Annotated in this window: 10 protein-coding genes; 6 read left to right on the forward strand and 4 right to left on the reverse strand. The window is 43.4% G+C overall.

Annotated elements, in window-relative coordinates; genetic code table 11:
• Positions 1 to 3 precede the first annotated feature (3 nt).
• From H5300_RS06635 to H5300_RS06660, 6 genes are all read left to right on the forward strand, one after another.
• Complete coding sequence (locus H5300_RS06635; RefSeq protein ID WP_182795681.1) at positions 4 to 1,536, forward strand: type I restriction-modification system subunit M; 1,533 nt, start codon at positions 4 to 6, stop codon at positions 1,534 to 1,536.
• Positions 1,526 to 2,737, forward strand: coding sequence for a restriction endonuclease subunit S (locus H5300_RS06640; RefSeq protein WP_182795682.1), 1,212 nt, complete (start codon positions 1,526 to 1,528; stop codon positions 2,735 to 2,737). Before H5300_RS06635 ends, H5300_RS06640 begins: the two co-directional genes overlap by 11 nt.
• Before the next feature lie 78 nt (positions 2,738 to 2,815).
• Complete coding sequence (locus tag H5300_RS06645; RefSeq protein ID WP_182795683.1) at positions 2,816 to 3,673, forward strand: DUF6933 domain-containing protein; 858 nt, start codon at positions 2,816 to 2,818, stop codon at positions 3,671 to 3,673.
• 41 nt (positions 3,674 to 3,714) lie between these two features.
• Entirely contained in the window at positions 3,715 to 6,993 is a 3,279-nt protein-coding gene (locus tag H5300_RS06650) for a type I restriction endonuclease subunit R (RefSeq protein ID WP_182795684.1), read from the forward strand.
• Positions 6,993 to 7,769, forward strand: a complete 777-nt coding sequence (locus H5300_RS06655) for a M48 family metallopeptidase (RefSeq protein WP_182795685.1) — start codon at positions 6,993 to 6,995, stop codon at positions 7,767 to 7,769. Before H5300_RS06650 ends, H5300_RS06655 begins: the two co-directional genes overlap by 1 nt.
• Before the next feature lie 11 nt (positions 7,770 to 7,780).
• Positions 7,781 to 8,707, forward strand: a complete 927-nt coding sequence (locus tag H5300_RS06660; protein WP_182795686.1) for a COG2958 family protein — start codon at positions 7,781 to 7,783, stop codon at positions 8,705 to 8,707.
• A gap of 121 nt (positions 8,708 to 8,828) precedes the next feature.
• Here H5300_RS06660 and H5300_RS06665 read toward each other — a convergent pair whose 3' ends face one another.
• The 4 genes from H5300_RS06665 to H5300_RS06680 all read right to left on the reverse strand — a co-directional run bounded on the left by H5300_RS06665 (position 8,829) and on the right by H5300_RS06680 (position 11,471).
• Positions 8,829 to 9,356, reverse strand: coding sequence for a PIN domain-containing protein (locus tag H5300_RS06665; RefSeq protein WP_182795687.1), 528 nt, complete (start codon positions 9,354 to 9,356; stop codon positions 8,829 to 8,831).
• On the reverse strand, positions 9,356 to 9,808 hold the full coding sequence (locus H5300_RS06670; RefSeq protein WP_048667525.1) for a helix-turn-helix domain-containing protein: 453 nt from the start codon (positions 9,806 to 9,808) through the stop codon (positions 9,356 to 9,358). The genes H5300_RS06665 and H5300_RS06670 overlap by 1 nt, the downstream gene beginning before the upstream one ends.
• A gap of 466 nt (positions 9,809 to 10,274) precedes the next feature.
• The gene (locus H5300_RS06675; RefSeq protein WP_259397606.1) at positions 10,275 to 10,787 is read right to left on the reverse strand and encodes a hypothetical protein; all 513 of its coding nucleotides are present in this window, start codon (positions 10,785 to 10,787) and stop codon (positions 10,275 to 10,277) included.
• 426 nt (positions 10,788 to 11,213) lie between these two features.
• The gene (locus H5300_RS06680; RefSeq protein ID WP_016800114.1) at positions 11,214 to 11,471 is read right to left on the reverse strand and encodes a helix-turn-helix domain-containing protein; all 258 of its coding nucleotides are present in this window, start codon (positions 11,469 to 11,471) and stop codon (positions 11,214 to 11,216) included.
• Between the last annotated feature and the right edge of the window lie 440 nt (positions 11,472 to 11,911).

Here is an 11,911-nt window from a genome sequence, read left to right on the forward strand (position 1 = left end):
CTCATGCCACACACTAAAATCAATCAAGATCCGCTATACCAAGAACAAGTCAATAAAGCCGTATGGGCGGCCTGTGATACCTTCCGAGGCACGGTAGACCCTTCTATCTACAAAGACTTCATATTAACCATGCTGTTCTTGAAATACATCTCAGATGTTCACCAAGACAAATACGATGAACTGAAAGCTGAGTACGGTGATGAACCAGAGCTGATCGCAGAGATGATGGGGACTCAATCATTCCAAATCCCAACCGGTGCAACGTTCTGGGACTTATATGAGGCTCGCCACGAAGCAGGGAACGGCTCACGTATCGACCAAGTACTACATGCGATTGAAGAAGCGAACGGCACAAAGCTAAAGAACGTATTCCAAGACATCAGCTTTAACACTGACAAGCTGGGTGATGAAAAGCAAAAGAACGACATCCTGCGTCACCTACTAGAAGACTTCGGTAAAGACACACTAAACCTGCGCCCAAGCCGTGTTGGTTCACTGGATGTGATCGGTAACGCTTACGAATACTTGATTAAACACTTCGCGGCAGGTAGCGGTAAATCGGCAGGTGAATTCTATACCCCGCCAGAGGTGTCGGATCTGCTTTCTATCATTCTAGAGCCACAACAAGGCGACAGCATTTGTGACCCTGCCTGTGGTTCAGGCTCACTACTGATGAAGTGTGGTAAGCAAGTTCAAAACAACTTTGCTGGTTCTAAGCAGTACGCTCTATTTGGACAAGAAGCGATTGGTTCAACGTGGTCACTGGCGAAGATGAACATGTTCCTACACGGTGAAGACAACCACCGTATTGAATGGGGCGATACAATTCGCAATCCCAAACTACAAGACAAAGAAGGCGGCCTGCTGCACTTTGACGTAGTAACAGCCAACCCTCCATTCTCGTTAGATAAATGGGGCTTTGAAGATGCTGGTAACGATCACTTTGGTCGCTTCCGCCGTGGTATTCCACCAAAGACCAAAGGTGATTACGCGTTCATCTCACACATGATTGAAACTTTGAAGCCACAAACAGGCCGTATGGGTGTGGTTGTGCCTCATGGCGTGCTATTCCGTGCATCAAGTGAAGGTAAAATCCGTCAGCAGCTTATTGATGATAACCTGCTAGATACCGTGATTGGCCTTCCCGAAAAACTGTTCTTTGGGACAGGTATTCCAGCGGCAATTCTGCTGTTCAAAAAGCAGAAAGATGATAACAAGGTGCTGTTTATTGATGCCTCTCGTGAGTTCAAATCTGGTAAGAACCAGAACCAACTTACACCTGAAAATATCCAAAAGGTTGTTGATACCTACAAGGCGCGTGAAACTACAGACAAATACTCATACCTAGCCTCGCTCGAAGAGATTGCCGAGAACGACTACAACCTCAATATTCCTCGCTATGTGGATACATTTGAGGAAGAAGAGGAAATCGACCTAGTTGCTGTTCGTACTGAACGTTTAGCTCTGCAAAATGAACTAGCTGAGCTAGAAGCAGAAATGGCAGATTACCTAGAGGAGTTGGGTTATGGTGCCTAATGGTTGGGAGTCAACTCGGTTAAACAAAATTGCAGAAACGGTCACGAGTGGATCACGTGACTGGGCACAATACTATTCTGAGTCGGGCAGCAAATTCATCAGAATGACTAACTTACCTAGAGGTGGTATCTACCTAAAATTAGATGATTTGAAGTATGTAAATGTACATAGCAATTCATCAGATGGTAAGCGCACGTCACTTAAAGAGGGTGACCTATTAATATCAATAACAGCAGAGCTTGGTAAGATAGGATGGGTGCCTCCAGAGCTAGGAGAAGCTTACATTAACCAGCATACTGCTCTTGTTAGAATTAAGAAAGAAAGTGCAGATTCAAAGTACATCGCTTATCTGCTTTCATCTCATGCGATGAATCATAAGATTAATCGCCTAAATGACTCTGGAGCAAAAGCTGGTTTAAACCTGCCCACAATTCGTTCAATTCCAATGGTGCTCCCCCCACTCCCAGAGCAACGCAAAATCGCCAAAATCCTCTCAACATGGGACAAAGCGATTAGCACCACAGAAAAGCTGATTGAAACCAGCAAGCAGCAGAAAAAATCCCTGATGCAGCAGCTTTTGACGGGTAAGAAGCGTTTAGTTAACCCGGAAACGGGTGAGGCGTTTGACGGTGAGTGGGAGGAGGTTAAGTTGGATGAAGTAGCTCAATGCCTCGACAACAAAAGAGTGCCATTGAATGGCGAACAGCGCTCAGATATGCAAGGCCAATACCCATATTGGGGTGCTAACGGCATTGTTGACTACATCAACGAATACATATTTGACGAGCCAATTGTCTTGCTAGCAGAAGATGGTGGTTACTTTGATGAGTATGCAAGTAGGCCTATTGCTAACATATCCTACGGAAAATGCTGGGTTAATAACCATGCTCATATTATTAAGGCGCTCGACAAAGTGACGAATGAGTGGCTCTACTTTTCTCTCGTGCACAAAAATATCATGGCATTCATCAATGGCGGTACGAGAGCAAAACTTAATAAGAAAGATATGCTATTGATTAAAATTCAATTGCCTAGTCTTTTGGAGCAACAAAAAATCGTCTCTGTCCTCACTGCTGCCGATAAAGAAATCGCAGTACTGGAAGCCAAGCTTGCTCACTTTAAGCAAGAGAAAAAGGCATTGATGCAGCAGTTATTGACGGGTAAGCGCCGCGTCAAAGTGGATGAAGAAGTTGCAGCGTAAAGCATATCTTAACTCTCAACTAATGTGTGACGCAATGCGTCACACATTATCGCCACAACCAAAACTTGGTAATACTCAATGTTAGTTTTCAACTGTACTAAAGCCGCTGCGGACTTTTTCACCGTAAAGCGCAATGGCAAAAAAATCTCTCCATTGGAAGCACCACCGACGGATTCTATCAGTGGTTCTGAAGCTGTGAATGTGTCGAATACCCCGACACCACCGATGAGTGCTTGGCTGGTTCATGCGGTAAACGTTCAACGCAAGAAAGTACTGATTGCTATGCACGTTGAAACTCGCTATTCCATGGTGTTTGTTGGCATTCAAAAAGGGGATTGGCTCGAGTTCACTAATCAGCTACTTGAAAGACTGTTTAACAACATGCAGTTTTTTGGTGAAGAGTTCGAGATGTGCGATGAAGAGAGCTTTGAAGAGATGTTTAATGAGTACATCAACCTTCATCCTAAGCCTTTCTTTTGTCAACGCGGCGACCGTAGTGTGCAAAGCCACATTAATGATGTTGCGTGGCAATTTGAAGACCGAGTTTACCAAGTTGGCTCTCTACCTGATGGGCATGAAGAGTCGGCGAGTTTTGACGAGTGGATCAATGGCTTGATTCGCTCGACTAAACAGAAGAAAGAGCACTTTCACCCTGATGAAGAGATGTTTATTGATTGGATGCAGACTTATAGCGAGTTAGGCGACAGTGAGGATAAGCTGATACGTCAGTTATTTGGGTCTCTGCGCCGACAGACGATGCACGCAGAAATGGTTAAGCGCGGTATTCCAGATGACGGCTACTTTGACGAAATGAATGCTGAACTGAACCAAGCGATCAACAAGTACAACGAAGAGATTGCCCCTGACACGTTCAATGAAGTGTTACCAAATAACGTCATCGACTTCAATCAAGCTAAGAAACGCAAACAACATTAAAATCATAAAAACAAAAACGAAACGATAAATAAAGGACAACAATGTCAGGCAACTTACCCAACTTCCGTGAAGAGCAAAGCGCGAAAATCCCAGCGCTAACCTTGCTGACCAACCTTGGTTATCAATTCATTCCACCGAACGAATGCGTTGTTAAGCGTGGCAATCTCTCCACGGTGATTTTACCTGACGTTTTACGTGATGTTCTGAAACACAAAACCTACTCATTCATGGGGAAATATCACCCGTTATCAGAAGCGGCTATCGACAAGATTGTCCACGAGTTAGCGAACCCAGCCATAAATGAAGGGCTGAAAGCGGCTAATGAAAAACTCTATAACGCACTGACCTACGGCATTGGTGTGACCGAGTTTGTTGATGGTAAGAAAGCCAACCCAACCATTAATGTAATTGACTGGCAAACGCCTAACAATAACCAGTTTCACTTCACCGAAGAGCTTGTCGTTGAAAATACTCATGGTACTGCTAACCGAATTCCAGACATTGTTTGCTTTGTAAATGGCTTACCTTGGGTAGTGATTGAAGCTAAACGTCCTGATTCGTCCCACGGAGGTAAGCCGACCGTAGCCGAGGGTATTTCTCAAAACATTCGTAATCAAAAGGTGGATGAGATTCCACATTTGTTTGCTTATAGCCAACTATTACTGTCGGTAAATAGTCACGAGGGCTTATACGGAACGTGCGGTACGCCAAGTAAGTTCTGGGCAAAGTGGAAAGAAGAAGAGATCACCGAAGCCACTTTTGAGCGCTTAAAAAACAAACCTCTTGAGCAAAACAGCCTAGATAGAATCTTTGGTCATCGCCCAGCTAAAGTACGTAATGAATATTTATCGCTGATTGCTGGCAGTGAGTTAGCAGTAACAGACCAAGACCGCTTATTGGTTTCACTACTGCGTCATGACCGACTACTGGAAATGACTCAGCTCTTCACCTTGTTTGATAAGAAAGCAGGCAAGATTGTTGCCCGTTATCAGCAAGTATTCGGCATCAAAGCCTTGATTGAACGAGTCACCTCTTTTGATGAGAAAGGCGCACGTAATGGCGGTGTGATATGGCATACCACAGGTTCAGGTAAGTCATTTACCATGGTGTTCTTATCCAAAGCACTCATATGGATTAAAGAGCTGGCTAAATGTCGAGTAGTGGTCGTAACCGACCGTGTTGATTTAGAAGACCAACTAGCGAGTACCTTTGCCTCTGGTGGTGCGCTATCAGAAAAAGATCGTAAAGCCTCGATGGCAACAACAGGGCGACGTCTTGCCGAGCAAATCGGTAAAGGTAATGAGCGCATTATCTTCTCCATTATCAATAAATTTGGTACAGCGATTGAGTTGGAAGAATGTTACAACGATAGCCCAGATATGATTGTTCTAGTCGATGAAGGCCACCGCAGCCAAAACGGTGAGAACAATATTCGTATGCAGCAAGCTCTACCGAAAGCCGCATATATCGGATTTACAGGTACACCGCTGTTACAAGACGACAAGACTGAAAGTAAATTTGGCAAGATTATCCACTCATACACGATGCAGCAAGCTGTGGAAGACAAAACAGTCACTCCGTTGTTGTATGAAGAGCGCGTACCAGATCTGAGCACCAACGATAAAGCGTTAGATGCGTGGTTTGATCGAATCACCGATAAGCTCACCGAAAAGCAGCGCACCGACTTGAAGAGGAAGTTCGCTCAGAAAGGTCAGATCTATCAAACCGAGGGGAGAATCGAGCTTATTGCTCATGATATTTCGGATCATTTCCAAAACTTTAAGCGTCAGGGCTTAAAAGGTCAGCTTGCTTGTGACTCTAAAGCATCTGCAATCCAATATAAGAAGCTTCTCGATAAAATAGGTAAGGTAACCTCGGTTGTTGCTATGTCTTCGCCTGATACGCGTGAGGGGCACGATACAGTTGATGGGGAAAGCACGGATATCGTTCAGAATTGGTGGAAAGAGAATGTCCTCAGCTCTGATTTTGGTCAAGATGAGAAAGCTTATACCAAACATATTATAGAAGAGTTCGGTAAGGAAGACGGTCCAGACATCATGATCGTGGTTGATAAGCTATTGACAGGCTTTGATGAGCCAAAGAACACCGTGCTTTATATCGACAAGCCACTTAAGCAACACAACCTGATCCAAGCCATTGCTCGAGTAAACCGTTTGCATCAGAAGAAAGAGTTCGGTTACCTCATCGACTACCGTGGCATTTTGAAAGAGCTGGATGCCACCATTGCCGACTATCAAGATCTTGCAGAGCGTACCCAAGGTGGTTTTGATATTGAAGACTTAAAAGGTCTTTATAATCGTATGGATACGGAATACAAAAAACTACCCGGTTTATACAGTGAGCTGTGGGCGATTTTTGCCGAAGTACCCAACAAACAAGATGGCCCAGCACTACGCCAAGTGCTCGCTCCGAAAATTGATACCATTGATGGGCAACTTACCGATACCAACCAGAAAAAACGTGATGACTTCTACTCTACGCTCACTGCTTTTTCAAATTGTTTAAAAGTGGCACTGCAATCCGCCACTTACTTCGAAGATAAGAGTTTTGATGACAAGCGCGAACTTTACAAGAAGACACTCAAGTCCATGGCTGAATTGCGTAAGCAAGTTCGTGAAGATGCCGAAGAGACTATTGATTACGATGAGTACGCTGAAAATATCCGTACCATGTTGGATAAGCATATTGCAGGTGTTGAAATTGAAGAGTCGAAAGGTGCTTATCTAGTTGGGAATATGGGTAAGGATGTTAAGCCTGACCAACTCACCGACGATGAAGCTCGCAACCAAAAAGATAAGATCACTGGTCGTGTCACTAAAATGATCGAACAAGACCTTGCCGATGACCCTTATGCGCAAGAATACTTCTCGAAACTGCTTAAGCAAGCGATTCAGCAGGCAAAGGAGATGTTCGATGCGCCTGTAAAGCAATACCTGCTATTTGCTGATTTTGAAGAACAAGTAAAAGAACGCGATGTGAAAGGCATGCCGACGGATCGCTTCTCAGAACTCGATCCTAAGATTAAGCGCCATGTACAAGCTTACTTTGGTCTATTTCTAAAGCATTTGGATGAAGGCAATAGCTTGAGTGAAGATGAACGATTTGACTATGCGATGCAAATCGATGAAGTCGTCACGGCTTCCGTTGCCGAGTTCTCAATTAACCCACAAGAAATTGAAAACCAAATTCGTCGTAAACTATTACCTGTTCTCTTTAAAGCCATCGGAATGGATACAGCTAAGGTCGTAATTGCTGACATTATTCAGATCACTCGCCTCGGTGTAGCAGGTCATCATTAATGGCATCGGTAAGCTCGAAAGAAGGTTATAAAGAGGAGTACAGCTTCATCTATGGAGATGAAGCTGTGAGCTATGAAGTAGTTCGCAAAATAGTAGTCGAAGGCAAAAAACGGAAAATCACGATTAAGGTTCACCCTGATTGTGAGGTCATCGTTACGTCTCCAGAAGACGCTGAACGAGCAGACATCCACCAAGCCGTAATGAAGCGTGCCTCGTGGGTTTACGATGCGCTGAAAGAATTTCGGGGCCATCTCGAGTACGTTCAACCTAAACACTACGTCAGCGGTGAAATGCAGTTCTACCTTGGTCGTCGTTATGTATTGAAAGTTGTTGAAGATGCAGATGCACTGCCAACAGTTAAAATGACTCGCGGTAAGCTACTTGTTACCTTGACCCAATTTAACGATGACAAATTGGCCATGGTCAAAGCCTTGGTTCGTAACTGGTACAAAGTTCGTGCGGAACGCATTTTTCATGAACGCTTGTCTGAGTTACTACCACAGGCAACATGGGTTGATGGTATCCCAAGCTTTCGTGTACTGCCCATGACAAAACAATGGGGAAGTTGCTCGGCCAAAGGTAGCTTGATGCTGAACCCTCATCTCATCAAAGCACCTAAAGAGTGTATTGATTACGTGATTCTGCATGAGCTTTGCCACATCGCAGAGCATAACCACAGTGAGAAGTTCTGGCGCTTGCTGACCAGTGTTATGCCGCATTGGAAAGAAGTTAAAAGTAAGCTCGATGGCATGGCGGAGTTGTATTTGAATGAATAAGAAGAACAATAATGAGTAAATTATCGCAATCAAAGAAGATAGCACTCTTCCTGCAAGATAACCCAAATCTACGATATACCGCAAAAGCAATTGCTGAAGCGATCACTACGCGTTATCCAGAAGATTATGCGGAGAAAAGAGCTAACCCTCGGTTTGAGACAGAGCAAGATTTCATTTCGCAAGTTGTCGCTGAAATCGGCGCTCAGAAACAAGGTATTCTAAATCAATCAGATAAAATTAAGTGGCAAGACAAACCACGTCCTAGAGTTTACTGGTTTGATGATGGCACGTTGTTGGCGAATGATGAACCTCTACCCGAAGAAGAATCATCAGACGAAGCGCCGATAAACAATACGTTGAGTGAGCATGATTTATATCCGATCTTAATGGATTACCTAAAGTCAGAGCATCAACTTTACTGCCTACGAATCGATGAAAAGCGGTCAAAGAATAATTTAGGCAGCGGTGGCAATCAGTGGTTGCATCCCGATATTGTCGCGATGGAACCCGTTGCTCAAAAATGGCATCAATACGTTAAAAGTTGTGTACTTCAAGGTGGTGGTCAAAGCGTTCGCCTATGGTCATTTGAAGTTAAGAAAACCCTAACGATGGGCAACGTGCGTAAGTGTTTCTTCCAAGCGGTCAGCAACTCGTCATGGGCTAGCGAGGGCTACTTAGTGGCAACGTCGATTGCTGATAGTCGTGTTGAGCAAGAACTCCGTATGCTAAGCGCTCTGCATGGCATAGGTGTCATTCTACTTTCTGTAAACAATCCGTCTGAAAGTGAATTACTGCTGCCAGCTAAAAAACGCCCTGAGATTGACTGGCAATCTGTTAACCGAATTGTTGAAGAGAACGCAGACTTTAAAGACTTTATTGATCTGGTTTCGAATTACTATCAAACGGGCCGAGTGCGCAGCAAGGATTGGAACCATTAAATTAATAGATTGTATAAGTTAACTACCACCTAGGCTGACTAAATATTCGATGAGGTTGGGTTTTTATTCATCTGACGTGTGATCGCTACATGATAGCAGCGAAATAATTAGAGCATTTGATCTAACGAATAATTTGTCCAAAAACCTTCACAGGCTGAATTTGGCTCATTGGTGGCCTTTTTAATGAAGCTCTTTGTTGCTGAGCAGCCTTAACGCATGCGCTACTGTCCAATTCGAACATATCGCACAGGAACTCGTCTGGATGTATTGCTGTTAGACCTAAAGGCTCGAGTTCGCAAGAAGGAAAGTCTTTTAGGTTGAACGTAATGATAGACTCAGCCTGACCTTTAATGGCGGCAGCTACAACATGTCTATCATCAACATCGGGTAAAGTAAGGCCATCAATTAAAGACTCATACCCTTCAATCAAGCAGTCTGGAACATTTGCGTTCATTAACTGTCGAGTTCTTTGCAGTTGTTCTGCATTTAGCTCTGGCCTATTTTTCAGTAGATTTCGAGTCCATTCATCATGTATCTGTTCTGTCCATCGCGCTCTAAACAGGCCAGTATTGGCCAAGTACATTAGGTAGCTTCGGAGTGGAGCTGGGTACATTACACATGCGTCTAGAATTACCGTATATGACGCCATTAATATCCCATATCCATTTCTTGGTCTAATGCAGATAGTTCAGCAAGAGCAGCTAGTCTGTTCTCTTCTAGGCAGTTCTTGTACTCCATAAGATCAGTATAAGCTACCTTTCTACGGTTGCCAGTACGGCTAAACGGAATATCACCTGAATCAAGAAGCTTAATGAAAGTAGGACGAGACATGTTTAGCATATCAGCACCTTCTTGCGTTGTGAGTTCCGCATGAATAGGTGTGATGCTAACAGAGTTGCCTTGACCTAATTGAGTAAGCATCTCGATCATCATATTTAATGCGCTTGCTGGAATAGTTACTTCGTGAGTCTTACCAGACTTATCGACAACGTTAATCCTTTGAGCTTCACCATTAATTTCTATAACGGCTGACAACTCTTGGCTACCAAGCTTAGCCAGTGCCATTTCTTCAGCGCTTGGCAATTTTGTAGCAGTATTCATCGTGTTTCTCTCTAGTTTTGAGTTTCTGATGTCATGGTATACAAATCTTCTCACCATGACATTATCCGAAATATTCGAAAAAAGTCAACATTCGAAATATTCGAAATATTCGAAAGAAAGAGAGTGTCACATTATCGTTGGACTTAGTGCTCGTAGGCGGCCTAGTTCAAGGTCTATCAACGCATGCTTAACTATCTTTAATCATAGTACTTCAATATGTAGTGTATGAGAGAAATTGGTCAGCCAGATGTAGGCTAGCTGAATGATTATAATATTAGAAGTAATTCGAAAGGTCAGAGTGTTCTATGATTCATAACTCGGAATTGTCCGAAGATTAGTTTCAGTTATATCTGTCATGTTAAAGCATGCGGCAATCGTTTACGCCTCGTTATTCATTCGTAACTTGCCATCTTTCTTGTTGTGCCTGTGAAGTTGTCTGATACTTCGATACGTTTCATTTCGATGTTCATGGTGGGTTCGATTTTTTAAGACGTGCTATATCACTGGCGATTCGTTTACAGCCTAAAAACAAGATGCCATCGAGTGGTGTTATGACATCTCCAGCCTTGAGGCAATCAACGAGGGAGGTGGCAGAGAGTGGTGTTTTTGTCCCAGCAACGTAGCGGGTTGCCACAAACTCATTCGTATAGTGGATTTCTCTTGGTAACATTTGTTCGCTTTTGGCGTAAATCATTCCGCTTTGTTTACCATTAATAACTCGATGCTCTTTATACACTCGTGTTTCCTCGCCTATGGTGGCCATAGCTTGTGGTGCGCGTGTGATGAATAAGCGAAAAGGTAGATCTTCACTTGTGATGTAATCGACAAGGTTAAACGCTAATCTTGCTCTCGCGATCTCTCCGATTGGTTTGTCACGACAGATTTGTAGAACCTGATCCCATTGGCTGGTCAGTCGAGTGCTTTCTTTATCGCTTCTAACTTTAACCTTGAGAATATCGTAGTGAATTATCTTTTCCATGGTTAATTTGGCCTTCCGTTTTGCTTGCTTCGTTAAATTCCAACCTAACATTATTTTTTTATAACAAATTAAAGCAGTTATCCACAAAGTTGGGGCGTAACCTGTCTAAAACCTTCGTCGGTTGAGTTTATGCTCATGGTACCAAATAGATCGAGATCACCTAAAAATGCCGATAATTGTTTTCAAATTGAAGTAAAAAGCGCCAATTATAAAACTTATCGCGACACTAAGAGGCGGGTATATTCGTTGACTTCTAAAAGAGCCCAATGATGGTTACTTTGCAATTGGAGTAGATTACCGCCAGTGCTCCTTGAAGCGAAAATTAGAGCAACTGCCATTGATTTCTTGAGAGGTCATGGGGGTTGGTTAATCTCTGCACCCTCGTTAGGGTACCAATAGGCGGATACCTACTTATAAGCTCTCATCCTATCCAAATTCACGAGTTGTGATCTGATTTAACTTTTTGGTGAAATTACCTCTGTTAATCCCTAAAACCCTAGCAGCCTTAGACTGATTACCGCGCGTATGAGTTATCAACTCAGTAAACAATATTTCAAACACAGCAGGAGTCACCCAAGACATATCAGGGCTAACTGATTGTTTATCAAACCATGTCGGTTCCAGTTCTGCTCGGATAAGTTTTTTTAAATGGTCTTTGTTGATTGGGGTTAGTTGGTCATTCATAGAAGTTGAAGGTCATTAAGGAACGTTATCATTCTGACAAATTTACCATGAAATCGCCTTGAAATCAGCCGACGCGGGAAAATACGAATACGATGGATAACTGTCCAGCGCAATAAGCAACGAGGACATTTTTAATCATAAGCTCAAAGCCATTCGTTTCTAAAAACACTCGACCAATCCCTGTCCGGTGATGCCCATCATCAACATAAAGCTCACCATCTCTATTACACAGAGACCAATTTCGCTTTTCTTCTTAAAAAGAGTAATCAGGATTGCTTTGAAGGTTTCGAGCATAACGCTGACCACGTTCGAGACCGTGAGGATTATCAGCGCAAGGAAATAAACCACCCAAGTTTTGCCAGCATGTCGGGGCTCTAGCCCCCCACCCCGTCGGAGAGGTGAACATCCGTGACTTACCTTCGGCATGCGTAAATTTTTTT

The sequence above is a fragment of the Vibrio sp. SG41-7 genome (genome assembly GCF_014164465.1).
Lineage (GTDB): Bacteria > Pseudomonadota > Gammaproteobacteria > Enterobacterales > Vibrionaceae > Vibrio > Vibrio splendidus.

Coding starts and splice junctions, on each gene's coding strand:
- H5300_RS06655 (WP_182795685.1), top strand. CDS start 6,993: ATGGCATCGGTAAGCTCGAAAGAAGGTTATAAAGAGGAGTACAGCTTC.
- H5300_RS06665 (WP_182795687.1), bottom strand. CDS start 9,356: ATGGCGTCATATACGGTAATTCTAGACGCATGTGTAATGTACCCAGCT.
- H5300_RS06635 (WP_182795681.1), top strand. CDS start 4: ATGCCACACACTAAAATCAATCAAGATCCGCTATACCAAGAACAAGTC.
- H5300_RS06645 (WP_182795683.1), top strand. CDS start 2,816: ATGTTAGTTTTCAACTGTACTAAAGCCGCTGCGGACTTTTTCACCGTA.
- H5300_RS06670 (WP_048667525.1), bottom strand. CDS start 9,808: ATGAATACTGCTACAAAATTGCCAAGCGCTGAAGAAATGGCACTGGCT.
- H5300_RS06660 (WP_182795686.1), top strand. CDS start 7,781: ATGAGTAAATTATCGCAATCAAAGAAGATAGCACTCTTCCTGCAAGAT.
- H5300_RS06675 (WP_259397606.1), bottom strand. CDS start 10,787: ATGGAAAAGATAATTCACTACGATATTCTCAAGGTTAAAGTTAGAAGC.
- H5300_RS06680 (WP_016800114.1), bottom strand. CDS start 11,471: ATGAATGACCAACTAACCCCAATCAACAAAGACCATTTAAAAAAACTT.
- H5300_RS06650 (WP_182795684.1), top strand. CDS start 3,715: ATGTCAGGCAACTTACCCAACTTCCGTGAAGAGCAAAGCGCGAAAATC.
- H5300_RS06640 (WP_182795682.1), top strand. CDS start 1,526: ATGGTGCCTAATGGTTGGGAGTCAACTCGGTTAAACAAAATTGCAGAA.